This window comes from Kribbella sp. NPDC104740, from assembly GCF_055583505.1.
Window position 1 is genome coordinate 79564 of sequence record NZ_JBVJNV010000010.1, and the last position, 26819, is coordinate 106382.

Genomic DNA, 26819 nt, shown 5'->3' on the forward strand with positions numbered 1-26819 from the left:
AAGAAGTTAAGCGACATGCATCCGCTGATGCTGCCCCCAGCGAGCATGCTCGGCGAATGCCTCGTCGTACGCGTGAATCGCCATCTCACACACATCCGGCGCCATCTGCGCCCGCGGTGACTCCGTGCTCCACGCCAGCATCAGCCGGCGATGGATCGGATCCCCGGCCAACGGCCGCGTCGTGACATCACTCGAGAGCATCCGGTACGACGTGGGCGAGATCAGCGCGACCCCCTGACCACTCGTCACGAACCCCATCAGCACCGACGTGTCCACCGAGTGATGCTCGATCCGCGGCGTGAACCCCGCCTGCTCGCACGAGGCGCGGAACAGCACGTGGAATCCGCTGTCGTCCGGCGGCTCCCCGATCCACTCCTCCCCCGCGAGATCCGCGAGGTCGATCTCCCCACGATGCCGGGTCGCCACAGCCTTCGGGTGATCCGCCGCCATCACGACGTACGCCGACTCGGACTCGACGATCGTGCACGCGTCCACACCCGCCGGCAGCCGCAGCTCGAACCCCGGGAACTCGCGCAGCAGCGCGAAGTCCAGCCGGCCGCTCTCCAGCTGCTGCAGCAGCACGCTGGTCGACCACTCGACCTCGATGCTGACCTGCTCGATCTCGCCGTGGTCGCGCAGCCGGGACGCGATCCCGGACATCGGCGCGGTCGGGAAACCACCGAGCCGTACGGCGCTCGTCTCCACCGCCGTCATCGCCGACACCGTCGCTGAGAGGTGGTCGACGTCGACGAGGATCGCGCGAGCCCGATCGACGGCGTACCGGCCGAGCGGAGTCGGCGTGACCCCTGTCCGGGAGCGCTCGAACAGCTCACCGCCGAAGGCCGACTCGATCCGTTTGAGCTGCGCGGTGAGGCTCGGCTGGCTCACCTTCATCCAGCGGGCGGCCCGACCGACCGACCCCGCTTCTGCGACCAGGACCACCACCCGCAGGTGGCGCAGCTCGACGTTCATGCATTGGGACCGTAGTCGAGGTTACGCCGCAGTACACAGTTGACGCGTGTTGCGGTTACGTCACAGCCAGCCAAATATCTGTAACGTTTGGCTGGCTGTGACGATAACTCAGGACGCCTTCAGTGCCAGTGCCTCTCGGTAGCCGAGTTTGCGCCCGGTCTGCAGCAGCGTCCGCTCGTACAGCCGTGCCCCGAGGCGCACGATCAAAACGGTCGCGACCAGCAGCAGCGCGATCGCCACCAGCGGCTGCCACAGCGGCACGTCCTCGGTCAGCATCCGCCCCGGCATCGCCATCGACGACGCGATCGGCACGAACGACGCCCAGGTCTTGGCCGTCCCCCCGGCGAAGACGGAGAAGAAGAACGGGATCATCAGGATCATCTGCCCCGGCAGCGTCGTCGACCCGAGGTCCTCCTGCCGCGTGGCCAGCGAGCCGGCGACCGCCCACAGCCCGGCCAGCGCCAGGAACCCGAGCACGAAGAACACCACGAACCAGCCCGCGACCGGCGCGATCACGTCGAGGATGTCGGCCTGCCCGGTGACCAGCAGCCCGATCAGCGAGGCGCCCGCGATCACCACGATCTGGGTCAGCGCCATCACCGTGTTGCCGACCACCTTGCCCCACAGCAGCGCCCGGATCGGGATCGCGGCGGCCAGGATCTCGACCACCCGGCTCTCCTTCTCCTGCACGACGCTCTGCGCGATCATCATCCCGAAGCCGAGCGCGGTCATGTAGAAGGCCAGCGCCAGCCCGATGTTCACGAACTGCGCCGCGATCTCGGGCAGCGGTCCCGGGTTCAGCAGCTGCTCCTGGACCGTGGTCCCGGCCTGCAGCTGCTCGGGCGTCAGCCCGGCCTTGGCCGCGTTGTCGAACATCCCGAGGCTGACCACCGCCTCGCGCAGCGCGTTCCCGATCCCGGAGTCGACCTCGTCGTCACCGAGTACGACGTACCCGTTGTCGGCGGGGATCAGCGCGGCCGCCGCGTCGCCCGAGGTGACGGCCTGCTCGGCCGCGGCCCGGTCGGCGACCTTGGTGACCTCCAGGCCGTCGTCACCGTTGAACTGGTCGGCCGCCTGGACGACCCGCGCGCCGGCGTCGTCCAGTACGGCGATCTTGTCCGGCGACCCGTTCCCGGCCAGCAGCGCCGGGATGATCACCGCGGCCATCACCACGACGAGCATGAACAGGGTCGAGCCGATGAACGTCTTGTCGCGCAGCTTCGTACTGATCTCCCGGAGCGCCACCAGCTGCCACGGGTGCCGCAACGTGTTCTTCTCCGCGTTCATCGGGTCGCCTCCCGGAAGACGTCGCTCAGCGCCACGCGCTCGGGCCCGAACTCGAGCACCTGCCCGCGACTCACCGCCTGCTGCAGCACCACTTGCTCCTGACCGTCCTCGACCACGTCGAACAGCGCCGACGAGCCGTCTACGTCGCGCACCTTGATCCCCCGGACGTCACGCAGCCAGCCCGCGTCGACGTCGGTCACCAGCCGGTACGTCGAACTGGCGCCAGCGGCCAGCGACGCCACCGAGCCGGCCGCGACGACCTTGCCGCGGGACAGCACGACCAGGTCGTCGCACAGCCGCTCGACCAGTTCGAGCTGGTGGCTGGAGAACAGCACCGGCACCTCCGGCGTGACCTCCTCGCGGAGCAGGTCGACCATCGCGTCGACGGCCAGCGGGTCGAGGCCGCTGAACGGCTCGTCGAGCACCAGCGCGATCGGCTCGTGGACCAGCGCGGCGGCGATCTGGACGCGCTGCTGGTTGCCCAGCGAGAGCGTCTCCAGCGTGTCGCCGGCCCGCTCGGTGAGGCCGAGCCGGTCGAGGATCTTGTCGGTCCGCTCCCCCGCCCGCACCGGGTCGAGGCCGTGCAGCCGGCCGAAGAAGACCAGCTGGTCGCGGATCTTCATCTTCGGGTACAGCCCGCGCTCCTCCGGCATGTAGCCGAAGTCGCTGCGGATCGCGTGGGTCAGCGGTGCGCCGTCCCACAGCGCCTGCCCCGCCGAGGGTGCCAGCACCCCGAGCATGATCCGCATCGTCGTGGTCTTGCCGGCTCCGTTGGCCCCGACGAAACCGGTCATCCGCCCCGGGACGACGTCGAACGTGACGTCGTCCAGCGCGAGGTGATCACCGAACCGCCGGGTCAGCCCAGCAACGCTCAGCATCCCGTTCACCGTTCCTCTGCTGCTTCGGCCCCCGGACCGGGCCCGAAACAACAGCCCGACCACTCCCACCGCGGGAGTGGTTCCAACGCTAGTCAGCCGGAGGCGTCCGTACGTCGGCCCGCAGTGTGACCGGCGGGGTCATCCGCGCGACGGATCCCGGTGCCAGGCGGTCAGCTTGGCGGGGTTGAGGATCAGCCACAGGTTGGTCACGGCGTCGTCGGCGACGTTTAGGCAGAGCACGGCGGAGGCCTGCCCAGCACGCCGTACGACGATCGCCGGGCGGCCGTTGGCACGCTCGACGGACAGGTCGGCAGCAGGGTGCGCGCAGTGCACGGTGATCACCCGGGCGATCTCCCGGACACCGTGCACCGGCTGCAGCGGTACGGCGACCTGCCCGCCGCCGTCGGAGACCAGCACGGCGTCCGCCGCGATCAGGTGCTCCACCTGTCCCGACCTGAGCGCCGCGACGAGGCGGTCGATCATCCACCGACTCCCGCGAGTTTGGCCGGGTTCATCTGCCAGTAGATCTCGTCGATGCCCTCCGAGGAGGCGACCACGGTGACCGCGGCGAAGACCGCGCCGTCGAGGCTGAGCAGCGCCGACGACCGGCCGTTGACCGTGGCGTACTCCACGTCGACGCCGGCCCAGAAGCGGGTGTGGAACGAGCGGTAGTACTTGGCGACGCGTTCGACGCCGTGCACCGGGAACTTGGACGCCCGGACGATCCCACCGCCGTCGGAGTACGTGGAGACGTCCGACGCGAACAGGCTCTCCAGCTCGACCAGGTCCCCCGACCGGGCCGCGTTGACGAACGCACTGAGCAGCCTGCGCTGCTCCGCACCGTCCACCGGCGTACGGCGCTCGCCGGTGACCCGCTTGCGCGCCCGGCTGACCAGCTGCCGCACAGCGGGCTCGTTGAGCTGCAGGATCTCCGCGATCTGGGAGTACGGGTAGTCGAACGCCTCCCGCAGCACGTACGCCGCCCGCTCGTTCGGCGACAGCCGCTCCAGCAGGATCAGTACGGCGAACTCCAGCGCCTCCCCGCGCTCAGCACCGAGCAGCGGGTCGGCGCTGGTGTCCACCGGCTCGGGCAGCCACGGCCCGACGTACGTCTCACGACGGACGCGGGCCGACGTCGCGGCGTTGATCGCCAGCCGAGTCGTCGCGGTCGCCAGGTACGCCGCCGGGTTGGCGACGACGCTGCGGTCGCAGGTCTGCCAGCGCAGCCAGACGTCCTGGACCAGGTCCTCGGCCTCGGTCGCGCTGGACAGCATCCGGTAGGCGATGCCGAACAGCCGCGGCCGCAGCTCGTTGAAGACGCGGGCCGCCTCGTCCAGGTCGTCGTTCACCGCAGTGTCGTCCACAGGCTGATCTTCACTCCTCGACAGGTTCCGGGCGGCGTACGTCGCCCTCCAGCGCTTCCACGGCGCCGAGCAGGCTGCGCAGCGCCACCTCGTCCCGCTCGACCTCGGTCGGGTCGACCAGCCACTCGCTGACCGGCAGGCCGGGGTCGGGTTCGTTCGCGGTCATCATCCCGAGGTCGGCCTCGACGTCGTGATGCAGCGCGCCGAACATACTCTCCGCGTCGTGCAGGAACGCGCCCTCGTCCGGCGTACTCACCGCTCGGCCTGGCCCTTCACCCAGTCGACGTAGCGGATGTGGCCCAGGTGCGCGTCGCCCTCGGGGACCAGGCTGCCGTCGAGCAGCTCGGAGCCGAAGTACGTCGCGTGCACGTCAGCGACGACCTCGCGCGGGTCGCCGGCCAGCGCCAGCGCGTCCCGGACGAAGTCGTCCATCTGGGTCCGCTCGGGCCCGGCGATGTCGGTCCGGCCGTTCAAGGGCGCCCCCACGGCGGTCTTCGCGACCGCGTCGGCGACGTCGTCGCCGGCCATCGGCTGGTACTTCACCGGCGCGATCCGGACCTCGTTGCCGGTGGTCGCGGCGTCGGCGATGCCGAGCGTGAACTCGAAGAACTGGGTCGCGTGCACCAGCGAGAACGGGACGCCGGAGGCCTCGATCAGGCCCTCCTGGGCGATCTTGGCCGCGAAGTACCCGTTGTCCGGCAGCCGCTCGGTACCGACGATCGACAGCGCGACGTGGTGACCGACACCCGCCTTCTTCTCCGCGGCGAGCACGTTCGTGGTCGAGGTGGTGAAGAACTCCATCACCGCGGCCGCCTCGAACGACGGCGAGTTCGACACGTCGACGACGACGTCCGCGCCGGTCAGCACCTCGTCCAGGCCCTCGCCGGTGAGCGTGTTCACGCCGGTGTTCGGCGCGGCCGCCACCGCGTCGTGCCCGTGCGCGGTGAAGCGGCGGATCAGCTTGGACCCGATCAGCCCGGTGCCGCCGATGACGACGATCTTCATGTCCGTCTCCTGTCGGTCGCGGGGGCCTGGCGCCGCCCGGTCACCAGCAAGGACAGGGCAGGTCGCCCGGCTGTGACCGGTCCGGGAAAGTTTTTTCGGGCGACCCCGGTCACAGACCGTCCGGCTGCGCTGTCTGTGCAGTGAGACCCGACCAGTCCAGGAGCCGAACCATGCCCGCAGCCGTGATCCGGGGCCGGATGCGCCCGCGCCGCCCCGACGAGCAGCACCGCGTCGCCAGTCCGCTCGAGCTGCTGTTCGACCTGACCTTCGTGGTCGCCGTGGCGGCCGCCGCGGCCGAGCTCGCGCACGGGCTGGCCGACGGTCACCACGAGATCGCCGGCTTCCTGCAGGTGTTCTTCACCATCTGGTGGGCCTGGATGAACTTCACCTGGTTCGCCTCCGCCTACGACACCGACGACGTGCCGTACCGGCTGCTCACCATGCTGCAGATGGGTGGCGTCCTGGTGCTGGCGGCCGGCGTACCGGCGGCTGCGACCGACGCTGACTTCCGGCTCGTCACGCTCGGGTACCTGATGATGCGCGGCGGCCAGATCGTCCAGTGGGTCCGGGCTGCGGTCGAGAACCCGGCGGAACGTCGTACGGCGGTCCGCAACGCGGTGGGGATCAGCGTGCTGCAGGTCGGCTGGCTGATCCGGCTGGCCAGCGGCGAGACCACCACGCTCACCTTCGTCTGCTTGGCCGTGCTGGAACTCACCGTGCCCTGGTGGGCCCAGCGCAGGCGGGACACCGGTTGGCACCCGCACCACATCGCCGAGCGGTACAGCCTGTTCACCATCATCCTGCTCGGCGAGAGCGTGCTGGCCGTCAGCAACGCTGTCCGGGCGACCGAACTCAGCGGCTCGCTGGTAGTCGTTGCCGCAGGCGGGCTGGTGCTGCTGTTCGGGCTGTGGTGGCTCTACTTCCTGCACCCCGCCGGCCACGGCCTGGAGCGCCACCGGAGCCAGTCCTACCTGTGGGGCTACGGGCACTTCGGCCTGTTCGCAGCACTCGCAGCACTCGGCGCCGGGCTGGAGGTGGCTGTCGAGCAGACCAGCCACCACCTGCCGATCTCCGACCGGACGGTGGGGTACGCCGTCGCCGTACCGGCTGCGCTGTTCGTCGCGCTGCTCTGGGGCGTGACCCGGACGATCCTGGCCCGGCCGACGCTGCGGCTGAGCACCAGCGTGGCGGGCGTCGTACTGATCGGGCTGGCGCCACTGCTCGCGCCGTACGGCGGTGTGCCGGTCGTCGTCGTACTGGTTGCGGCTGTCGTCGTACTGGTGGTGGCGGTGACGCAGGTTCAGGAGGCGGCGTCGTCGCCCGGCACTACCAGCCCGCACTCGTAGGCGAACACCACCGCCTGCACCCGGTCCCGCAGGCCGAGCTTGAGCAGGACACGGGAGACGTGGGTCTTCACTGTGGCCTCGCCGACGAACAGCTGCCCGGCGATCTCGGTGTTGGTCAGACCGCGGGCGATCAGCCCGAGCACCTCGCGCTCCCGGTCGGTCAGGTCAGCCACCAGGTCCGGCCGGTAGACGCGCTCGCCGCCGCCGGAGAACCGCTTGATCACCCGCCGGGTCACCTCGGGGGCGAGCAGCGCGTGGCCGGAGTGGACGACCTGGATCGCCTCGACCAGGTCCTCGGGAGCGGTGTTCTTCAGCAGGAACCCGCTGGCACCGGCCCCGAGCGACTCGAAGAGGTAGTCGTCGCGGTCGAACGTGGTCAGGATGACGACCTTGCCCGCGTCGGCCGTGACGATCCGCTGCGTCGCGGCGATCCCGTCCAGACCGGGCATCTGGACATCCATCAGGACGACGTCCGGCCGCAGCTCGAGCGCGAGCTCGACCGCCTTCTCGCCGTCGGCGGCCTCGCCGACCACCTCGATCTCGGGCTCGACGGACAGGATCATCCGGAACCCCGCGCGAACCAGGTCCTGGTCGTCGACCAGCAGCACCCGCATGGGCGACTCACTCACTGTGCTGCTCCCTCACGATCCTCGGCCGGACGCACAGTCTCTCCTGTGCCCAGGGCCACCGGGATCCGCGCCCGGACCCGGAAGCCACCCACCGGACGCGGCCCGATCTCGGACTCGCCACCCAGCAGCGCGACCCGCTCCCGGATCCCGACGTGCCCGAGCCGCGAACCGACCGGCGCGTGCTTGGGCCGCCCGTCGTCGATCACCTCGACCTCGATCGCGTCGTCGAGGTACCGCAGCGTGACGTGCGCCGACCGGGCGGTCGAGTGCCGCCGGACGTTGGTCAGGGCCTCCTGGGCGATCCGGTAGACCGACACCGAGATCGTCTCCGGCACCTTCACCGGCTGCCCGATCTGGTGGAAGCCGACCTCCAGCCCCTCCCCGCTCGCCTCGACGACCAGCGCCGGCAGCCGGTCCGCGCCCGCCTGCGGCGCCTTCCCGACCGGTACGCCGAGATCGTCGTCGTCCAGCTCCGGGTCGGCGGCGCGCAGCATCCCGAGCAACTGGCGCATCTCGTTCACCGCGGTCCGGCTGGAGTTCTCGATCACGCTCAGCGCGTTCCTCGCCGCCTCCGGGTCCTTCTCCATCACCCGGCGCGCACCCCCGGCCTGGATCCCGATGCTGCTGATGTGGTGCGCGACCACGTCGTGCAGCTCGCGGGAGATCCGCAGCCGCTCGTCGATCACCGCGCGCCGCGCGTTGGCCTGCTGCTGCGCGGCCAGCTCGGCCGCCTGCTGCTCCAACTCGTGCCGCTGCCGGGCCACGCCCCACGACGTCCGGCCCCAGAAGTAGGCGCCGAAGAAGTACAGGACGTTGATCCCGAGCGCGATCAGCACCGACGACACGTACGGCCCGAGCAGCGTGTCGTTGGGGCCCTTGAACTCGTCGGTGCGCAGCGCCCGGACGAACCCGAGCGTCAGCCAGCCGAACATCACCACGAAGACCACGGCGACCGACACCTTCATCAGCCGCCGGTCCCGGGCCCACGCGACCGCCGCGTAGATCGCCATGAACGCCGTCGCCTGGGTGACGATGTTGCTGGTGAACGCGAACGTCGCCCGCTCGCCGGTGACCACGAACAGCGCCGAGACGACGCCCAGGACCGGGATCGGCCAGCGGCGCCGGAAGCACAGCGCCAGCGCGCCGGCCGCGCTCAGCACGTACGGCTCGACGCCCCAGATGCCGAGCTCGACGTGGATCGGGACCGAACCGCGGGCCAGCTCGGTGCCGATCACGCCCGCGAGCGCCAGCAGGAGGCCCAGCAGGACGTCGTACCGCTGCTCCTTGGCGGTCGGTCCGGGGCGGACCCAGCCCTGGACCGTCGTGCCGGTCTTCGGCGGCGTACCGGGCTCCTGAGGACTTGACATAGATCACCAGCCTACGGGTGGAAGGCTCCCGAACGGCCCGGCGTACTCTGGACGGCGTGACGATCGCCCCAGAAGGACGGAAACTGCTCAGGCTCGAGGTGCGCAACGCGGAGACCCCGATCGAGCGCAAACCCGAGTGGATCAAGACGCGCGCCAAGATGGGCCCGGAGTACCAGAAGCTGCAGAAGCTCGTGAAGGACGAGGAGCTGCACACGGTCTGCCAGGAAGCCGGCTGCCCGAACATCTTCGAGTGCTGGGAAGACCGCGAAGCGACCTTCCTGATCGGTGGGGACCAGTGCACCCGGCGCTGCGACTTCTGCCAGATCGACACCGGCAAGCCCGAGGCCCTGGACCGCGACGAGCCGCGCCGGGTCGCCGAGTCGGTGACCAAGATGGGTCTGCGCTACGCGACCGTGACCGGTGTCGCCCGTGACGACCTCGAGGACGGCGGAGCCTGGCTGTACGCCGAGACGATCCGCCAGATCCACGCGCTGAACCCGGGCACCGGCGTCGAGATGCTCGCGCCCGACTTCAACGCGGTCCCCGAGCAGCTGGCCGAGGTGTTCTCGTCCCGCCCGGAGGTGTTCGCGCACAACGTCGAGACGGTGCCGCGGATCTTCCGCCGGATCCGCCCCGGCTTCCGCTACGAGCGCTCGCTGGACGTCATCACCCAGGCCCGTGACTACGGCCTGGTCACCAAGTCGAACCTGATCCTCGGCATGGGCGAGACCCGCGAGGAGGTCAGCCAGGCGCTGGTCGACCTGCACGGCGCCGGCTGCGAGATCATCACCATCACCCAGTACCTGCGCCCGTCGGTGCGGCACCACCCGGTCGAGCGCTGGGTCCGCCCGGAGGAGTTCGTCGAGCTGCAGGCCGAGGCCGAGCAGATCGGTTTCGCCGGAGTGATGTCCGGTCCGCTGGTACGGTCGTCCTACCGGGCCGGGCGGCTGTACCGTCAGGCCGTCGAATCCCGGATGAACGCCCCGCAGGCATAACAGGACAAAGGTAGAGATGGCCAAGAACGACGCGCCCGCCGAGAAGACCAGCCGGCTCAAGCAGATCCGGTCGGCGTACCAGCTGACCAAGAAGTCCGACCCCTGGATCGGGCTGCTGCTCGCCGGGATCTTCCTCGGCGTGGTCGCCGTGTTCGTAGCGCTCGGCTTCCTGGTCGGCCCGCTGCTGATCTGGATCCCGCTCGGCGTCGCGCTCGGCTTCCTGGCCGCGACCATCGTGTTCGGGCGCCGGGTCGAGAAGGCGGCGTACAGCCAGATCGAGGGCCAGGCCGGAGCGGCCGCCTCCGCGCTGCAGACGCTGCGCCGCGGCTGGAACGTGACGCCCGCCGTCGCGGTCACCAAGAACGCCGACATCGTGCACCGCGTGGTCGGCCGGCCGGGCATCGTCCTGGTCGGCGAGGGCCAGGCCAGCCGGGTGAAGAACCTGCTGACCGCCGAGCAGAAGAAGCACAGCCGGGTCGCCGGCGGTGCGCCGGTGATCACGATCGTGGCCGGCAAGGGTGAGGGCGAGATCGACATCCGCAAGCTCACCAAGCACGTGATGAAGCTCCCGCAGGCGCTGCAGCCGTCGGAGATCACCGACCTGCTGCAGCGGCTGAAGGCGCTGGACGCGGTCCGCCCGCAGGTGCCGATGCCGAAGGGGCCGGTCCCGACCAGCCTCAAGGGCGCCCGCCAGGCGATGAAGGGCCGCTGAGCCGGCTCTGGTGACTGATCCGGTCACCCGTCAACACCTCACAAGTACCGACCACCTGATTGGTGGTCGGTACTTGTTGATTTCGGGCCTTCTCGTTCGTCAGATCGGTAGTCCATCCTGACCGAACGAGGAGGCCTGTATGACTGTCGACGACATCTTCCCGATCGTCACCACCGACGACCTGCCGCGGCTGCTGCCGTTCTACACCGAGGTCCTCGGCGGTGAACTGGTGTACCAGTTCCCGCCGCAAGGCGCACCGGCGTACGTGAGCGTGCAGTTCGGCAAGGCGTCGCTGGGGCTGGGGCACGACCCGGACTTCGGCCGTACGCCGGGCCGCCCGCCGATCGCGCTCTGGCTCTACACCGACGACCTCGACGCCACCGTCGCCGCGATCCGCACCGCGGGCGGCACGATCACCCAGGAGCCGGCCGACCAGCCCTGGGGCGAACGCGAGGCCCGCGCCGAGGACCCGGATGGCAACCACCTCTACCTGGGACAGCGGTCCGGTCCGGAACCGCGGGGGTAACCGATGGGCGCTGACGGCGTTTGACTACCGTGAAGGTCATACCTGTGCCTCGTGTCGCACCGTGCAGCCACCCCGAAGCCTTAGAGTGCGGCCAGGACGGAACAAGGGGCGAGGGGAAATGACCGATGTGATGCCGGCGGTGCACGAGCCGGAGGCCACGACCTGGCCGGGGCTCGCGGCGCCGCGCTCGAACCCGGTCCGCCGGGCCGGCGCGCTGGCGGCGATCCGGATCATCGCCAAGGACCTGCCGGCCTCGATCGCGATCGACAACCGCCGGTACGGTCTCGGCGGGCCGTCGATGCGGGTGCACCGCAGCGGCCCGTTCCTGGACCGGCTCGGGCAGGACGCCGGGTCCGGGTTCGGCGAGGCCTACCTGGCCGGCGACTGGGACCCCGAGCCGGGCACCGACCTGGCCGACCTGCTGGTCCCGTTCGCCGAGCGGTTCAACAACGAGGCGAACCGGCACCTGCTGCCCAAGTGGGCGCAGTCGCTGCGCTGGCTGGTGACCAAGTCCCAGCCCGGCGAGCAGGAGAACGACCGGGCCGGCGCCCGGGAGAACATCAGCCGGCACTACGACCTGAGCAACGCGATGTTCTCGGAGTTCCTGGACCCGACGCTGACCTACTCGGCGGCGTACTTCGGCACCGCCGACCCGCTCGCGGACCTCGGCAGTGCGTCGTACGACGAACTGACGCCGGCGCAGCTGCACAAGCTCGACGCGATCCTCGACGCGGCCGGGGTGCGCTCGGGGTCGCGGGTGCTCGACATCGGCTGCGGCTGGGCGAGCCTGGCGATCCGGGCCGCGCAGCGCGGCGCCTGGGTGACGGCGATCACCATCGCGTCCCAGCAGGCGCTGCTCGCGCAGCGCCGGATCGCCGACGCCGGGGTGAGCGACCGCGTACAGGTCGCGCTGCGCGACTACCGCGACCAGATCGGCGAGTTCGACGCCGTACTGAGCGTGGAGATGATCGAGGCGGTCGGCGAGAAGTACTGGCCGGTCTACTTCGACGCCATCGAGCGCCGGCTCGCGCCCGACGGCGTCGCCGTCGTCCAGGCGATCGTGATGCCGCACGAGCGGATGCTCGCCACCCGGAACACGTTCACCTGGGTGCAGAAGTACATCTTCCCCGGCGGCCTGATCCCGTCGGTCAAGGTGATCAAGGACGTCACCGCCGAGCACACCGGCCTGCACGCGCAGGTCCTGCGCTCACTCGGCCCCGACTACGCGCGCACGCTCCGGATCTGGCGCAACCGCTTCGTCGAGCACTGGCCGCAGATCTCGGCGCTCGGCTTCGACGACACCTTCGGGCGGATGTGGGAGTTCTACCTGGCGTACTCCGAGGCGGGCTTCCGCTCGGGCTACCTGGATGACGTACAGCTGCTGCTGACGCGGCGTTAGACCACGTGGATGTCGATGATGGCGCCGCCGTTGCCGACGTACGGCGCGCGCAGGGTCAGCCCGGGTGGGTCCTGCTCGCGCGGGACCGGCCCGGTGATCACGCTGAGCCCGCCGCCACCGAACGTGGCCGGTGACGCGCCGAGCGTGCCGTTGCCGCCGCCGTAGTCGCCGGTCAGCACGAAGTGCGGGAACTTGGCGTCGACCTTGGTGATGACGAGCTTGCCGCCGGAGAACTTGATGGTCGTGCGGCCCTTGCCGACCTGGACGTTGCAGTCCCCGTCGCGGCAGGCGGCGAGGTTGGTGCCGTCCTTGGCTTTGGGGATCGGCTTGGGCTTGGGCGTCGGCTTCGGGGTGGGCGTGGGGCTCGGCGTCGGCGTGGGGCTCGCGCTCGGCGGCGGCGTGGTCGCGGGCGCCGTACCGGCGTCGTCGTTCGAACCACACCCGGCCACCAGCAGCACCGCGCCCAGCGCGAGATAGATCACCTTCATGCGGCCAGTCTGCCGCTACCCAGCGTGATCTCCCGCTGCTGGCAGCATGCGGTCAGCGGCGTACGACGATCGTGCTCGCCGCGCGGTCGTGCAGCCCGCGGCGGTCCCGGTCGTACACGACCGCTGGCAGCACCAGGCAGATCAGGAACGACCGGATCGCCCCCGCCAGCAGCCCCGGCTGACCGGTGTAGCCGGGCCCGCCGGCCCCGACGCGGATCACCCGCAGACCGCAGATCCGGTGCCCCAACGTGAACCCCGCAAGGCCGGAGAGCACCGCCGACATCGCGAAGAACGTCACCAGCTGCGCGGTGTTGTAATCGTTGCCACCGGCCCATATCGGCTTCCCGGTGATCGCCGACGCGATCAGCCCGGCGATCAGCCAGTCGATCAGCAGCGCGAGCAGCCGGCGCCCCCAGCCGGTGACCGATCCCGGCCCGTCCTCGGGCAGCCCGAGGCGGTTGCCCGGATAACGGAACTCTTCGGCGGGTCCTGTCCCCGGCTGTGCGGATGATGCCATAGTGGCTAGCCTACGAGGGGCTGGGCAGCTCTCACCGCCCTCCCCCGAATCTCCAGTGGGTCAGCGCGGACACGCTGGGCTTAACATCCGCGAAACATTGGGGTCACGGCTGAGTAATCGGCAGGCCCTACGTTCGACGTGAATCTCTGAGCCACCCCGAGGAGTACGTATGTTTTCCAGCGCTGAGGAGCTGCTCGCCTACGTCAAGGACGAGGGCGTCGCATTCATCGACGTCCGGTTCTGCGACCTGCCGGGCATCATGCAGCACTTCACCGTCCCGGTGTCGTCGTTCGGTCCCGAGGTCTTCGAGGACGGCCTGCAGTTCGACGGTTCGTCGATCCGCGGCTTCCAGCAGATCCACGAGTCGGACATGTCGCTGCTGCCCGACCCGACGACCGCCTTCATCGACCCGTTCCGCGCGGACAAGACGCTGGTCATCAACTTCTTCGTCCACGACCCGCTGACCGGCGAGGCGTACTCGCGTGACCCGCGCAACATCGCCCGCAAGGCGCAGGAGTACCTGAAGTCGACCGGGATCGCGGACACCGCGTTCTTCGCGCCGGAGGCGGAGTTCTACGTCTTCGACGACGTCCGCTTCGAGACCAAGGCGAACGAGGGCTACTACCACATCGACTCCGTGGCCGGCGCCTGGAACACCGGCCGGGTCGAGGAGGGCGGTAACCGCGGGTACAAGGTCCGCTACAAGGGTGGCTACTTCCCGGCCCCGCCGGTCGACCACTTCGCCGACCTGCGCAACGACATCACCAAGCACCTGGAGAACAGCGGCCTGCTCGTCGAGCGCGCCCACCACGAGGTCGGCACCGCCGGCCAGGCGGAGATCAACTACCGCTTCGACACGCTGCTGACCGCGGCCGACGACGTGATGAAGTTCAAGTACATCGTCAAGAACACCGCCTGGGACGCCGGCAAGACCGCGACCTTCATGCCGAAGCCGATCTTCGGCGACAATGGTTCGGGCATGCACTGCCACCAGTCGCTGTGGAGCGACGGCGTCCCGCTGTTCTACGACGAGTCCGGGTACGGCGGCCTGTCGGACACCGCGCGCTGGTACATCGGCGGCCTGCTCAAGCACGCGCCGTCGCTGCTGGCCTTCACGAACCCGACGGTGAACTCCTACCACCGCCTGGTCCCCGGCTTCGAGGCCCCGGTCAACCTGGTCTACTCCCAGCGCAACCGCTCGGCCTGCATCCGGATCCCGATCACAGGCTCGAACCCGAAGGCCAAGCGGATCGAGTTCCGCTGCCCCGACCCGTCGGCCAACCCGTACCTGGCCTTCGCGGCCCAGCTGCTGGCCGGCATCGACGGCATCCGCAACAAGATCGAGCCGGCCGACCCGATCGACAAGGACCTCTACGAGCTCCCGCCGGAGGAGCACGCCTCGGTCAACCAGGTCCCCACGTCGCTGCCGGCCGTGATCGACGCCCTCGAGGCCGACCACGACTTCCTGCTCGAGGGCGACGTCTTCACCGCGGACCTGATCGAGACCTGGATCGACTTCAAGCGCGAGAACGAGATCGCCCCGATCCAGCTCCGCCCGCACCCGCACGAGTTCGAGCTGTACTACGACGTCTGAGTTCGCGTACTGAGCTGCAGCCCCGCCCGGGTCTCCCGGGCGGGGCTTCTTCTTGCCATTCCTGAACAGCTTGACCAGACACCTTGTATGGTTGTGGACATGCCTTCTGTCACGCGTCAGCGCCGGGGCGGGAACGCCCCGGCCGTCGTCGAGCTGCCGGCCGCGCTGGAGCGGTTGCTGCGGCGCGGTGAGAGTTTCACCGAGCTGAGCGTGCGGCAGATCATCGAGGAGGCGGGCGTCTCGCGCGCGACGTTCTACGCGCACTTCAAGGACAAGGGGCAGCTGATCATCCAGCTGGCCGACGCGGTCCGGGAGTCGTCGTTGCGGCTCGCGCGCGAGTGGGACCCGGGCGCCGGGGAGGACGGTGCGGCGCGGTACGCGGCGTTCTTCGCCGAGGTGATCCGGCTGCACCGGGCCAACTTCGCCGTCCTGTCCGCGGTCCGCGAGCTCGCCGGGTACGACCCGGCCGTCCGCGACTTCTACACCGCCGACCTCGAAGGCTTCGACGACGTCGTACGCCGGACGCTGCTCGACGAGCAAGCCGCCGGTACGACGCCGGCCGCGCTCGACGCGACCGCCGCGAGCCGGGTCATCGTCTGGGGTGGCGGAGCGGCGATCGCCCGCCACATCGAGGTCGACGACGGCAGCGGCGACGAGGTGTTCGCGCGCGAGCTCGGCAGCATCTGGTGGTACGGCGCCTACCGCCGTCCCTGACTCAGCACAACCGATAGGAAACCCCTGTGAACGAAGGACTTTCGCCCCATCCCCTGGCCGGCCGGACGGCCGTCGTCACCGGTGGTGGCCGCGGCGTCGGCGCGACCACCGCGGCGCTGCTGGCCCGCGCCGGCGCCCGCGTCGCGCTGGTCGGCCGGAGCGAGGAGTCGTTGCGCGCCACCGCCTCCGAGCTCCCCGAAGGCACCGAGGTGATCGTTGCCGACCTCACCGATCCCGCCGCACCGGCGGCCGTCTTCGGCGCCGCCGTCGAGCAGCTCGGGCGGATCGACGTACTGGTCAACAACGCCGCGGCGGAGAACTTCACCGCCGCCGACCAGCTCACCACCGAGGAGGCCGACGAGCTCTGGGCGCTGAACGCTCGCTCCCCGATGCTGCTGGCCGGGCTGGCCGCGGCGCACATGGCGGCCAACGGCGGCGGCAGCATCGTGAACCTCGGCTCGGTGATCGGCAGCGAGCGCAGCATCGCCAACCAGGTGCTCTACTCGGTCACCAAGGGCGGCATCGACGGCCTCACCCGCGCGCTGGCCGCCGAGTGGGGACCGCGCGGCGTCCGCGTCAACTCGGTCCGCCCCGCCGTGACCCGCAGCGACATGTCGGCCGCGATCTTCGACAACCCCGAGCTGGAGAAGGTCCTCACCGCGCAGTACGCGCTGGGCCGGATGGGTGAACAGCAAGACATCGCCGAAGCGGTGCTGTTCTTCGCGAGCCCGGCGAGCTCGTTCGTCACCGGCCAGGTGCTCAGCGTCGACGGCGGCTGGATCAGCACGCTGGTGCACTGAACGCCCAGGCCGGTTCGGCCTGGGCGTTCGCGCTACCCGGCGTACGTCGCGCTCAGGTGGTACAGCCGGCCGCCCCAGCCCTCGTCGGGGAACGCGTCGGAGATCCGGACGTACGCCGTCTTGTCCGCGCCGAGGTGCGAGGTGAGGTCGAACGTCCGGACCGCCTTGTTCTGGCCGTCGTGGGCGTGCTCGGTCTCGCGGGCCAGCTCCGTCCACTGCCGGCCGTCACCGCTCACCTCGACGACGTACTCGTTGTCGATCGTCAGCGTCGCGGACGCCGCCGTGGCGCTCGCGGGGAACGGGAAGCGGTAGGTGAAGGACGCGGTGCCGTCGGCGAAGCGGTTCTGGACGCCGTTGCTCTGCGAGCCGCCCGCGTCGTACAGCCAGGGCAGTTCGGCCGCGGTGCCGGTGTCGAAGTCGACGCTGCGCGCCACCTGGATGTCGGCTCGGGTGCTGAACGTCAGCTGCGGACCGGCGGATGCGGTGACGGTCACCGGGTAGTGGCCGTCCGTCGTACCGGCCGGGATGACGACCTCGAGCGGGACCTCCGCCTGCACCGGGACGGCGTTGCCCTTCGCCCTCAGGGTCACGCTCGCCCGCCGCGGTGACACGGTCCACCCCGCGGGCGCGGAGGCCCGGACCTCAGCGGTGAGCCGCTGTCCGGCCGGCGCCGTCACCTGGACACGGGCGGCCAGCTTGACCCGGGTCGCGCTCTCGCCCGTGGCCATCACCACGGGTTGCGCCGGAGTCATCGTCGCGGACAGCGATCGCACCTGCGGCCGCGCCGGTACGTCGGCGATCAGCGCGCTGAGCGCGCTCGCCTGGGTCCGCCAGTCGAAGACGTTCGGCTCCCCACCGGCCCAGCGCAGCCCGAGCCGGCCGGCGGCGTCGCGATGCTCCCAGACCGTCGCGGCCTGCCGGCTCTGGAAGGCGAGGTAGCGCCGGTCGTGCGTGGTGTCGGTCAGATCCATCCAGTAGCGCAGGAAGATCCCCTTGAACTGCTTCTGGTTGTCGTCGCAGCTCTTGCCGGGCGCCTCGCAGGACTCGGCCAGTACGCCGTTCGGCGCCAGCCCGCCCATCGCCGAGTCGGCGAGCCGTCGTACGGTCGTGAGCAACCGGGGGTCGCGAGTCGCCCGCCACAGCTCGAGACCGGCACCGATCGCCAGACCCTGGTTGTAGGTCCACACCGTGTCGCCGTTGGACTTGCAGGTGCCGGTGTTGAGCCCGTCGTTGACCAGACCATCAGCGTTGATCAGCCCGCTGCCGGTGAACCAGTTCCACCCCTGCTGCGCACGCCCGAGCCAGTGCCGGTCGCCCGGGATCCGGTTGTGCAGCTCGGCGGTCAGCCGAATCCAGAGCCCGTTGGTGACAGCGTTCTTGTACGTACGCTCGGCGTCCCACCAGACCCCGCCGCCGCAGGTGCCGTCCCAGTAGTCCTCGACGTACTCCGCGATGGTGACGGCCATGTCGAGGTACTTGCGATTCTTGGTCAGGTCGTAGGTCTGGATCCAGGTCAGCGCCCACCACTCGGAGTCGTCGATCGCCCGACTGGTGAAGTTCCCGAGCAGCGGGTCACCGGAGAGGTAGCCGGCCGGGAAGACGCCTTTGTCCTTCTCGAAGGTGTTGTCGAGCTGCGGGACGTAGCGACGGTCGCCGGTGCGCTGCATGTAGTCACCGACGGTCTGCAGTGCAACCGCCGAGTTCCACCAGCTGGAGGGGAACCAGGCTTTCACCGGTTCGTACGAGCTCATCAGCACGTCGGCGGCAACACGAGACCGAGCAGTGGCCGACGCGCCCCCACCCGGATCAGCTCCAGCGGGCAGCACCGACGCTGCCCCGACAGCCAGCACCACCGCACCGGCAGTCAGCAAACGACTCAGGATCATGAGCGAATCTCCTCGAGGCTCTGGGCGGCTCGGCCGACCGAGGTTGGAAACGTTTCAGTATCCTGATCACCCGGGACAACGATGTCAATGCCGAACGGTGAGACAGCACGCCTGACCGAGCGGCACGGCGGGATATTCGGTTGCCGGTGCCAGGCCGGCGGCGGAGAGTGCTCGGCATGTTGTCGTCCGGTGAGATCGCTGCGTTTCAGGCCGACGGGTTCGTGGCGGTTCGGGGTGCCGTGCCGCGGGAGGTCGTGGAGGCGTGTGTGGACGCCGTCTGGGCCGAGCTCGCGCAGCAAGGCGTACTGCGTGACGACCGGTCGACCTGGTCGGCGCCCGTAATACGGATCATCAGCCCGAACGACGGGCCGTTCGCCGCGGCCGGGACCGCGCCTGCGCTCTGGGCGGCGTACGACCAGTTGATCGGGCCCGGGCGGTGGTTGAAGCACGACGGGATGGGCGGGACGATCCCGGCGCGGTTTCCGTCGGACGAGGATCCGCGGGACGCCGGGTGGCACATCGAGACCAGTTACTGGTCCGGCAGCGAGTGGCGGTCGAACATCCGGAGCCGGGAGCGGGGGTTGCTGGCGTTGTTCCTGCTGACTGATGTCGGGATGGATGATGCGCCGACGCGGATCCGGGTCGGGTCGCACGTCGATGCGGTGCGGGTGCTGGCGCCGGCTGGGGACGACGGGATGGACATGGCTGCTTCGGGGCCGCTGGTCGGGGAGGCCAGTGCGCATCGGGAGGTCGTTCACGCGACCGGCTCGGCGGGGGACGTGTTCCTGTGCCATCCGTTCCTGGTGCACGCGGCGTCCTGGCCGCACCGCGGTACGACGGCGCGGATGATCACCCAGCCGGGGATCGCACTGCTGGAGCCGTTCGCGCTCGAGGACCGCAGTACGGCGTACCCGGTGGAGGCGGCGATCCTCGACGCCGTTCGTGAGACGACCTAAGTCCAGTAAGTTTGCTGGAATAAACTTGTTTGGTATGAGCCTCGAACTTCTCTGGTACATCCCGAACCAGGTCCAGCCCGGGCATCGCGGGGACGACACGACGACCGGGCACAACAGTCTGGAGCGGTTGACCGACCTCGCGCGGTTGACCGAGCAGCACGGTTGGGGCGGCGCGCTGCTCGGCACCGGCTGGGGCCGGCCGGACACTCTCACGGTCGCGACAGCGCTGGCCGCCCGTACGACGACCTTCCAGCCGCTCGCTGCGATCCGTCCCGGCTACTGGCAGCCCGCGCACTTCGCCTCCGCCGCGAGCACGCTCGACCAGCTCAGCGACGGGCGTCTGCTGATCAACATCGTCTCCGGCCAGGACAACCTCGCGGCGTACGGCGACAGCGAGGGCGACCAGGCCCAGCGCTATGCGCGCACCAAGGAGTTCCTCCAGCTCGTACGCCGCCTGTGGACCGAGGAGAACGTGACCTTCACCGGCGACCACTTCCACGTCACCGACTCGACCGTCGCGACGCGGCCGATCGCCAGGGAAGGCCGCCCCCACCCCCGCCTCTACTTCGGCGGCGCCTCCCCCGCCGCCGAACGCGTCGCCGCGACCGACGCCGACGTCCAGCTCTTCTGGGGCGAACCGCTCGACGGCATCGCCGAACGCATCACCAGACTCAACGCGCTCCAACAAACCCTCGACCGCGAGCACAGACCCCTTGAGTACGGCCTCCGCATCACCACGCTCATCCGCGACACCACCGAAGAGGCCTGGTCCGACGCCGAGGCCAAGGTCGAGCAGATGTCCAGACAACTAGAAGGGGACACCAACTTCCGCGACACCCACGGCCCCAACGCCAGACGCTTCAAAGCCGTGGGCCAGCAACGCCTCCTCGACCTCGCGGCCCGCGGCGACGTCCTCGACGACAACCTCTACACAGCCCCCGGCAAGTACGGCGGAGGCGGCGCCGGCACCACCTGGCTCGTCGGCTCCCCCGACGACGTCGCCAAGTCCCTCCGCAAGTACCAGGACCTGGGCATCACCCACTTCATCCTCTCCGACACCCCCTACCGCGAGGAGATCATCCGCGTCGGCGACCAGCTCCTCCCACTCCTGTCCGGCCAGCCCCTCGACGCCGCACCCGCGGAGTGAGTAGGTTCCTCGGGCGGTGAGGTTTACCTGGGAGTCAGGCGGGGACTACTCCCGGTACGAGCTTCGCCACTGTCGGTGAAGACGTGAGGCGATGAGGTGTGTTTTGGCCCGACCGATGACGGCTGACCAGACCGTGGCGGCGTTGCGGAAGTGGGGGGTCAAGTTCCGGGAGTACCCGGGGTGGCGGACGCGGGGGCGGCCGGGGGCGTTCGGGGACGTGCGCGGGGTGATGGTGCACCACACGGGCAGCAACTCGCAGAGTGACGACTACCTGAACTTCCTGTTCGTGCGGGGGCGGGCCGAGGAAGGGATTCCGGGGCCGTTGTGCAACGTGTCGACCGACATGGACGGGGACCTGCACGTCGGGGCGGTCGGGCGGGCCAACCATGCGGGGCGCGGGTCGCAGACCACGCTCAGCCGGGTGACCGCGCAGAACTACGCCGGCTACACCGCGGAGCTGCGGCCCGGCGCCGACAACGTCGACGGCAACGCGCACTACTACGGCAACGAGGTCCGGTACGACGGCGCCCGCGCGATGACCGCGGCGGCGTACCGGACGGCGCTGCTGCACGCCGCCGCGGTCTGTGACTTCCACGGCTGGAACGCGCTCGCGGTGATCGGTCACCGTGAGCACACCCGGCGCAAGACCGACCCGGGCCGCAACCCGATGAACAAGTTCCGTACCGACCTGGCCGCCGTACTGCGGGCCGGACCCGATGGAGACGACATGGCAAACGCCGACGAGGTACTCGCCGAGCTGCGCAAGTTCCAGGCCGCGGAGGCCCAGCGGTACGCCGACCTGGCCAACCGCGTGCAGGCCCTGACCGACCAGGAGGAGGGCCGGTACGCCGACCTGCAGCGCCGCGTCCAGGGCCTGGTCAACCAGGAGGCCGGCCGCTACGAGGACTACGTCCGCCGGTTCAACGCGATCCTCGCCGCGCTGCCGAACGGCGCGAACCAGCAGACCGATCCGGAACCGGTTCCGGAATCCGACAACCCTTCGGCTACCTCTTGAATTAAGTAAGCAACTTGGCTTTCCTTAGGTCACCCGTGCCCGAATGCGCATTCCCGCACCCGCGCACGGCCCGCCCCGACCTTGAGGAGATCCCCCATGCCTGGAGTCGCCCCGCTCCGCCCGCCGCCGCGCGGCCGCAAGTTCGCGGCCGTCTCGGCGGCGCTGGTCGCTGCTGTCGTAGCGACCGGGCTGACCGTCGTCAGCTCACCGGCCGCGACCGCCGCCATCTCGCCGACCGGCTGGAACACCGTGACCGCGAAGAACAGCGGCAAGTGTGTCGACGCCCGTGGCGCGCAGACCGCCAACGGCACCGCCGTACAGCAGTACACCTGCAACAGCAGCGCCGCCCAGCAGTGGCAGTTCCAGCCGACCTCCGACGGCTACGTGCGGATCAACGCGCGCAACGCCGCCGGCCAGGTGCTTGACGTCAGCAACGTCTCGGCCGCCGACGGCGCGCTGATCCACTTGTGGGCCTACGGCAACGGTGCCAACCAGCAGTTCCGCCCGGTCGAGGAGGCCGACGGCGCCTACCACCTCGTCAACCGCAACAGCGGCAAGTGCCTCGACGTCCCATCGGCCTCCAACGCCGACAGCGTCCAGCTGCAGCAGTACGCCTGCAACGGCAGCGCCGCCCAATCGTTCAGGATCACCCCTGTGGACGGCACGCCCCCGACCAACCCGCCCGGTACACCGGACCTCGGCCCGAACGTGTCGGTCTTCGACCCGTCGATGCCGCAGAGCCAGATCCAGTCGCGGCTCGACCAGGTCTTCAACCAGCAGGAGGAGAACCAGTACGGCGAGCAGCGCTACGCCCTCCTGTTCAAGCCGGGCACCTACAACGTCAGCGCTAACGTCGGCTTCTTCACCCAGGTCGCCGGTCTCGGCCTGACGCCGGACAGCGTGAACATCAACGGCGCCGTGCACGTCGAGGCGGACTGGTTCCCGCCGCAGAACGCGACCCACAACTTCTGGCGCGGCGCCGAGGGCCTGGCCGTGAACCCGCCGGGCGGCCTCGACCGCTGGGCGGTCAGCCAGGCGTCGGCGTACCGGCGGATGCACCTGAAGGGCAACCTCGCGCTGGACGACGGCGGCTGGTCGAGCGGCGGTTTCATGGCCGACACGGTCGTCGACGGCCAGGTCCGATCGGGCAGCCAGCAGCAGTGGCTGTCGCGCAACACCAACTGGGGCAGCTGGACCGGCCAGAACTGGAACATGGTCTTCGTCGGCGCGCAGAACGCACCGGCCGGCAACTTCCCGAACCCGCCGTACACCAAGGTCGCGCAGACTCCGGTGATCCGCGAGAAGCCGTACCTGTACGTCGACAACGCCGGCGCCTACCAGGTGTTCGTCCCGGCGCTGAAGCAGAACTCGGCCGGCCCCGGCTGGACCAACGGCAACCCCGCGGGGCAGTCGCTGCCGATCAGCCAGTTCTACATCGCCAAGCCGGGTGTGTCCGGCGCGACCCTGAACGCGGAACTTGCCGCGGGCAAGGACATCCTGTTCACCCCGGGCATCTTCCGGCTGTCGGAGCCGCTGCGGATCACCCGCCCGGACACGGTCGTTCTCGGCCTCGGTCTGGCCACCGTGATGCCGACCAACGGCAACTCGGCGATCACCGTCGCCGACGTCGACGGCGTCAAGATCGCCGGCCTGCTGATCGACGCCGCGCCGACGAACTCGCCGCTGCTGATGGAGGTCGGCCAGACCGGCGCCTCGGCGAACCACAGCGCGAACCCGACGTCGCTGCACGACGTGTACTTCCGGATCGGCGGTTCCGCGGTCGGCAAGGCGACCGAGACGCTGCGGATCAACAGCGACAACGTGATCCTCGACCACGCCTGGCTGTGGCGCGGTGACCACTCGTTCGGCGTCGGCTGGAACACCAACACCGCCGACACCGGCCTGGTCGTCAACGGCGACAACGTCACGGCGTACGGGTTGTTCGTCGAGCACTACCAGAAGTACCAGACGATCTGGAACGGCAACGGCGGCCGGACGTACTTCTACCAGAACGAGATGCCGTACGACCCGCCGAACCAGGGCGCCTGGACGAACGGCTCCACCCGCGGGTACGCCGCCTACAAGGTCGCCGACTCGGTCACCACGCACGAGGCCTGGGGGCTCGGCAGCTACTGCGTCTTCACCAGCGACGCCAGCATCGTCGCCGACCGCGCCTTCGAGGTCCCGAACAAGGCCGGCGTGAAGTTCCACAACATGGTCACCGTCTCGCTCGGCGGCCGCGGAACGATCTCCCACGTCATCAACAACACGGGCGGTCCGTCCAACTCGAACACCAACGTCGCCCAGTGGGTCAATTACCCCTAAGAGTTCACGCTGCGCTGTAGAAAAGTTACGGACATGGTCTCACCATAGGAGCGAACTTTCCGCCCCGTTCCGAAGGTGAGACCATGACTCCGATCAGTCGTAGATCCTTTGTGCTCGGTGGGCTGGCGGCAGCAGGTGCTGCCGCCGTGCCCGCGTACTCCAGCGTCGTCAACGCCACCGCCGCCGTCCCGTACCCGTTCCAGCTCGGTGTCGCGTCCGGCGAGCCCGACGCCAGCAGCGTCGTGCTGTGGACGCGCCTCGCTCCCTCGCCGCTCAACGCCGACGGTCAAGGCGGGATGGCCAACGCCAACGTCGCCGTCGACTGGCAGGTGTCGACCGACGACCGCTTCACGACCCTCGTCGCTTCCGGCTCCGTCACCGCGACGTACGCCGCCGCGCACTCGGTGCACGTCGTCGCCGGTGGGCTCAACCCGGACGCCGACTACTTCTACCGCTTCCGCGCCCAGGGGCACCTCTCCCCCGTCGGCCGCACCCGCACCGCCCCGGCGCCCGGCACAAACGGGCGGGACCTCACCATGGCGTTCACCTCCTGCTCGCACTACGAGGAGGGCTACTTCACCGTCTACCGCCGGATGGCCGAGGACAACCCGGGCGTCATCCTGCACCTCGGCGACTACATCTACGAGTACGGCGCGACCGCCGGCCGCCCGCGGCTGCACGCCGGCGCCTCCGAGATCGTCTCGCTGGCGGACTACCGCCGCCGGTACGCGCAGTACAAGTCCGACCCGGACCTGCAGGCCGCGCACGCGGCCGCGCCGTGGATCGTCGTGCCGGACGACCACGAGATCGAGAACAACCGGGCCGGCAACATCCGCGCCGACAGCACGCCGTCGCTGACCGCGGCGCAGTGGACCGCGCGGCAGACCGCGGCGTACAAGGCGTACTACGAGAACATGCCGCTGCGGCCCGCGCAGGCGCCGAGCGGCGCGAGCATCCCGCTGTACCGCAAGCTGCCGTGGGGCAAGCTGGCCAGCTTCCACATGCTCGACACCCGGCAGTACCGCAACGACCAGGCCTGTGGCGACGGCTGGAAGGTCTGCTCGGACGCCGACCTGGCCAGCCGCAGCCTGCCCGGCAACGCGCAGGAGACCTGGCTGCTGAACAGCCTGAACCAGCACACCAGCACCTGGGACATCCTCGGCCAGCAGGTGTTCTTCGCGCGCCGCTTCAACTCCACCGGCGCGAGCATGGACGCGTGGGACGGCTACCGCGCCTCCCGCGCGCGGATCCAGCAGGGTTGGGTCGACCGCGGCGTGCGCAACCCCGTCGTACTCACCGGTGACGTGCACCGCGCCTGGGCCAGCAACTTGGTTGCCGACTACAACAACCCGGCGTCGGCGGTGATCGGCCAGGAGCTGGTCACCAGCTCGGTCACCTCCAGCGGTGACGGTGACGGCGCGACCGCGATCCCGGACGTCGGCACCAACCCGTGGCTGAAGTTCTACAACAACCGCCGCGGTTACGTCCGGACCACGTTCAGCCCGACCCAGATGCGCGCCGACTTCCGCGCGGTGGCCAAGGTCTCCGAGCACGGCGCCGCCGCGACCACCGTGAAGTCGTTCGTCGTCGAAGAGGGCCGTCCCGGCCTGCAGACGGTCTGAGGGGAAGCGACCATGAAGAAGAAGATTCTGGGGATCACCGTCGCCACCGTCCTGCTCAGCGCCACGGGAGTCCTGACCGCTCAAGCCGCCGTCGCCGCGCCGACCTGGGTGACCGCGAACAGCGACTCCACCGGCGACCAGGACGTCGCCGCGATCGCGACCAACCGCACCGGGTACGTCGCCGTGGTCTGGGAGGACGACCGCGACACCACCGCCCCCGAGGACAACGCGCACAGCGAGATCTACCTTCGCCTGTTCCGCAACGGCACCGCCGTGTACGAGAAGAAGCTGTCAGCCGCGGGCGGCAGCGGCGTCACCAACTGGCGGCACCTGACGCCGGACGTCGGGCTGGACGACAAGGGCAACGCGGTCGTGGTCTGGGCCGACGACCCGGACGGCAACGGCTACTACAACATCCCGTACCGGGTCGTGAACACCGCCGGGACGGTCACCGCGTCGGGCAGCGCGAACAGCAACTCCGACGGCCAGCAGATCAAGCCGCGCGTCGCCGTCGACCCGGACGGCGCGCCGTCGACCGCGGCGGTCGCGTTCACCGTCGCCTGGGAGGACATCCAGACCGGTACGCCGGCCACGATCAAGGCCGCCGGCTTCACCGGCCCGACCACCCGCGCCTGGGAGGTGACCGCGTCGGCGACGACCGGTCAGCACCACAACCCCGACGTCGCGGTCTCGGCCTCGGGTGACGCGCTCGTGGTCTGGGACGACGACGCCGACGCCAACGCGTCGTACGACGTCGGCCTGGTCCGGCTCGCGCGCACCAACGGCGCGGTCAACCTGTCCCGCCGTACGGCGAACGCCACGCTCACCGGCGAGCAGACCCGCGCGTCGGTCGCGGCGAACTTCAACGGCGACTTCGCGGTCGCCTGGCAGTCCGGTACGACGACCGCGACGCGCTCCTTCACCCCGACCGGCACCGCCCGGCACACCGATCTCCAGGTCGCGGCCGCCGCGACACTGCCCTCGATCGGCATCGACGACCAGGCGAACACCGTCGTCGGCTGGACCACCCAGGCCGCCGACCTCGACGTCTGGGTCCGCGGCTTCGGCCCCGACGGCTCGAGCACCGGGCGCCTCGACGCCCAGCGCCTGAGCCAGCTCACCGACGGCCGCCAGGAGCAGCTCGCCGTGGCGGTCTCCCCCTGGTCCGAGGTCGCGGTCGCCTACACCGACGACAACGACGGCAACACCTTCGACCAGATCATCCTCGGCCACAGTTTCGCCAACAACGGCTGGTGAAACCTGTCCACGGGACCT

At 69.8% G+C, this 26819-nt stretch carries 26 protein-coding genes; 14 read left to right on the plus strand and 12 right to left on the minus strand.

From position 1 onward, the window contains the following. Positions 1 to 6: 6 nt before the first annotated feature. From ACZ6Z4_RS35890 to ACZ6Z4_RS35920, 7 genes are all read right to left on the minus strand, one after another. Positions 7 to 972, minus strand: coding sequence for a LysR family transcriptional regulator (locus tag ACZ6Z4_RS35890; RefSeq protein WP_465575674.1), 966 nt, complete (start codon positions 970 to 972; stop codon positions 7 to 9). Between the two features lie 108 nt (positions 973 to 1080). Continuing rightward, positions 1081 to 2259, minus strand: coding sequence for an ABC transporter permease (locus ACZ6Z4_RS35895; RefSeq protein WP_465575679.1), 1179 nt, complete (start codon positions 2257 to 2259; stop codon positions 1081 to 1083). Beyond that, positions 2256 to 3137 carry an ABC transporter ATP-binding protein gene (locus ACZ6Z4_RS35900; RefSeq protein WP_465575684.1) on the minus strand — a complete coding sequence of 294 codons (882 nt, stop codon included), beginning with the start codon at positions 3135 to 3137 and terminating at the stop codon, positions 2256 to 2258. The genes ACZ6Z4_RS35895 and ACZ6Z4_RS35900 overlap by 4 nt, the downstream gene beginning before the upstream one ends. A gap of 138 nt (positions 3138 to 3275) precedes the next feature. Beyond that, on the minus strand, positions 3276 to 3620 hold the full coding sequence (locus tag ACZ6Z4_RS35905; RefSeq protein ID WP_465575687.1) for a sigma-70 family RNA polymerase sigma factor family protein: 345 nt from the start codon (positions 3618 to 3620) through the stop codon (positions 3276 to 3278). Next, positions 3617 to 4501: an RNA polymerase sigma-70 factor gene (locus ACZ6Z4_RS35910; protein ID WP_465575690.1), complete on the minus strand. Its 885-nt coding sequence runs from the start codon at positions 4499 to 4501 to the stop codon at positions 3617 to 3619. Before ACZ6Z4_RS35910 ends, ACZ6Z4_RS35905 begins: the two co-directional genes overlap by 4 nt. A gap of 10 nt (positions 4502 to 4511) precedes the next feature. Continuing rightward, positions 4512 to 4757, minus strand: a complete 246-nt coding sequence (locus ACZ6Z4_RS35915) for a hypothetical protein (protein WP_465575693.1) — start codon at positions 4755 to 4757, stop codon at positions 4512 to 4514. Continuing rightward, the gene (locus ACZ6Z4_RS35920; protein ID WP_465575695.1) at positions 4754 to 5506 is read right to left on the minus strand and encodes an SDR family oxidoreductase; all 753 of its coding nucleotides are present in this window, start codon (positions 5504 to 5506) and stop codon (positions 4754 to 4756) included. The genes ACZ6Z4_RS35915 and ACZ6Z4_RS35920 overlap by 4 nt, the downstream gene beginning before the upstream one ends. 170 nt (positions 5507 to 5676) lie before the next feature. Between ACZ6Z4_RS35920 and ACZ6Z4_RS35925 the strand changes: the two genes are divergently transcribed. Then, on the plus strand, positions 5677 to 6852 hold the full coding sequence (locus tag ACZ6Z4_RS35925) for a low temperature requirement protein A (RefSeq protein ID WP_465575698.1): 1176 nt from the start codon (positions 5677 to 5679) through the stop codon (positions 6850 to 6852). On the opposite strand, the gene ACZ6Z4_RS35930 is transcribed toward ACZ6Z4_RS35925, so the two are convergent. Together ACZ6Z4_RS35930 and ACZ6Z4_RS35935 are read right to left on the minus strand one after the other, a co-directional pair. Further along, entirely contained in the window at positions 6807 to 7466 is a 660-nt protein-coding gene (locus tag ACZ6Z4_RS35930; RefSeq protein ID WP_363671596.1) for a response regulator transcription factor, read from the minus strand. The genes ACZ6Z4_RS35925 and ACZ6Z4_RS35930 overlap by 46 nt on opposite strands. A gap of 11 nt (positions 7467 to 7477) precedes the next feature. Further along, positions 7478 to 8848: a sensor histidine kinase gene (locus ACZ6Z4_RS35935; RefSeq protein ID WP_465575702.1), complete on the minus strand. Its 1371-nt coding sequence runs from the start codon at positions 8846 to 8848 to the stop codon at positions 7478 to 7480. Positions 8849 to 8904: 56 nt separating this feature from the next. Between ACZ6Z4_RS35935 and lipA the strand changes: the two genes are divergently transcribed. The 4 genes from lipA (at position 8905) to ACZ6Z4_RS35955 (ending at position 12480) form a co-directional block, all read left to right on the plus strand. Then, on the plus strand, positions 8905 to 9843 hold the full coding sequence (gene lipA, locus ACZ6Z4_RS35940) for a lipoyl synthase (RefSeq protein ID WP_465575705.1): 939 nt from the start codon (positions 8905 to 8907) through the stop codon (positions 9841 to 9843). 16 nt (positions 9844 to 9859) lie between these two features. Next, positions 9860 to 10555, plus strand: a complete 696-nt coding sequence (locus tag ACZ6Z4_RS35945) for a DUF4191 domain-containing protein (protein WP_465575710.1) — start codon at positions 9860 to 9862, stop codon at positions 10553 to 10555. Positions 10556 to 10694: 139 nt separating this feature from the next. Continuing rightward, on the plus strand, positions 10695 to 11081 hold the full coding sequence (locus ACZ6Z4_RS35950) for a VOC family protein (protein ID WP_465575713.1): 387 nt from the start codon (positions 10695 to 10697) through the stop codon (positions 11079 to 11081). Positions 11082 to 11199: 118 nt separating this feature from the next. Beyond that, positions 11200 to 12480: a class I SAM-dependent methyltransferase gene (locus ACZ6Z4_RS35955; RefSeq protein WP_465575717.1), complete on the plus strand. Its 1281-nt coding sequence runs from the start codon at positions 11200 to 11202 to the stop codon at positions 12478 to 12480. Here ACZ6Z4_RS35955 and ACZ6Z4_RS35960 read toward each other — a convergent pair. After that, positions 12477 to 12968 carry a hypothetical protein gene (locus ACZ6Z4_RS35960; RefSeq protein WP_465575720.1) on the minus strand — a complete coding sequence of 164 codons (492 nt, stop codon included), beginning with the start codon at positions 12966 to 12968 and terminating at the stop codon, positions 12477 to 12479. The two genes, ACZ6Z4_RS35955 and ACZ6Z4_RS35960, sit on opposite strands and share 4 nt — an antisense overlap. Before the next feature lie 52 nt (positions 12969 to 13020). Beyond that, the gene (locus ACZ6Z4_RS35965; protein WP_465575722.1) at positions 13021 to 13485 is read right to left on the minus strand and encodes an RDD family protein; all 465 of its coding nucleotides are present in this window, start codon (positions 13483 to 13485) and stop codon (positions 13021 to 13023) included. Between the two features lie 169 nt (positions 13486 to 13654). Here ACZ6Z4_RS35965 and glnA point away from each other — a divergent pair, with 169 nt between their 5' ends. The 3 genes from glnA (at position 13655) to ACZ6Z4_RS35980 (ending at position 16593) form a co-directional block, all read left to right on the plus strand. After that, a complete protein-coding gene (gene glnA, locus ACZ6Z4_RS35970; RefSeq protein ID WP_363671417.1) occupies positions 13655 to 15079 on the plus strand; it encodes a type I glutamate--ammonia ligase in 1425 nt (474 codons plus the stop codon). A gap of 99 nt (positions 15080 to 15178) precedes the next feature. Beyond that, positions 15179 to 15793, plus strand: coding sequence for a TetR/AcrR family transcriptional regulator (locus ACZ6Z4_RS35975; protein ID WP_363671419.1), 615 nt, complete (start codon positions 15179 to 15181; stop codon positions 15791 to 15793). A gap of 26 nt (positions 15794 to 15819) precedes the next feature. Continuing rightward, positions 15820 to 16593: an SDR family NAD(P)-dependent oxidoreductase gene (locus ACZ6Z4_RS35980; RefSeq protein WP_465575726.1), complete on the plus strand. Its 774-nt coding sequence runs from the start codon at positions 15820 to 15822 to the stop codon at positions 16591 to 16593. Between the two features lie 32 nt (positions 16594 to 16625). Here ACZ6Z4_RS35980 and ACZ6Z4_RS35985 read toward each other — a convergent pair whose 3' ends face one another. After that, positions 16626 to 18479 carry a glycoside hydrolase family 76 protein gene (locus ACZ6Z4_RS35985; protein ID WP_465575729.1) on the minus strand — a complete coding sequence of 618 codons (1854 nt, stop codon included), beginning with the start codon at positions 18477 to 18479 and terminating at the stop codon, positions 16626 to 16628. Between the two features lie 176 nt (positions 18480 to 18655). Here ACZ6Z4_RS35985 and ACZ6Z4_RS35990 point away from each other — a divergent pair, with 176 nt between their 5' ends. The 6 genes from ACZ6Z4_RS35990 (at position 18656) to ACZ6Z4_RS36015 (ending at position 26801) form a co-directional block, all read left to right on the plus strand. After that, positions 18656 to 19435, plus strand: a complete 780-nt coding sequence (locus ACZ6Z4_RS35990; RefSeq protein WP_465575732.1) for a phytanoyl-CoA dioxygenase family protein — start codon at positions 18656 to 18658, stop codon at positions 19433 to 19435. A gap of 34 nt (positions 19436 to 19469) precedes the next feature. Beyond that, positions 19470 to 20582 carry an LLM class flavin-dependent oxidoreductase gene (locus ACZ6Z4_RS35995; RefSeq protein WP_465575737.1) on the plus strand — a complete coding sequence of 371 codons (1113 nt, stop codon included), beginning with the start codon at positions 19470 to 19472 and terminating at the stop codon, positions 20580 to 20582. Between the two features lie 115 nt (positions 20583 to 20697). After that, positions 20698 to 21597, plus strand: coding sequence for a peptidoglycan recognition protein family protein (locus ACZ6Z4_RS36000; protein WP_465575742.1), 900 nt, complete (start codon positions 20698 to 20700; stop codon positions 21595 to 21597). Positions 21598 to 21693: 96 nt separating this feature from the next. Beyond that, a complete protein-coding gene (locus ACZ6Z4_RS36005; protein ID WP_465575746.1) occupies positions 21694 to 23922 on the plus strand; it encodes an RICIN domain-containing protein in 2229 nt (742 codons plus the stop codon). A gap of 83 nt (positions 23923 to 24005) precedes the next feature. Continuing rightward, positions 24006 to 25544: an alkaline phosphatase D family protein gene (locus tag ACZ6Z4_RS36010; RefSeq protein WP_465575754.1), complete on the plus strand. Its 1539-nt coding sequence runs from the start codon at positions 24006 to 24008 to the stop codon at positions 25542 to 25544. A gap of 12 nt (positions 25545 to 25556) precedes the next feature. Beyond that, positions 25557 to 26801, plus strand: a complete 1245-nt coding sequence (locus ACZ6Z4_RS36015) for a hypothetical protein (protein ID WP_465575758.1) — start codon at positions 25557 to 25559, stop codon at positions 26799 to 26801. The last annotated feature ends 18 nt before the right edge of the window (positions 26802 to 26819 follow it).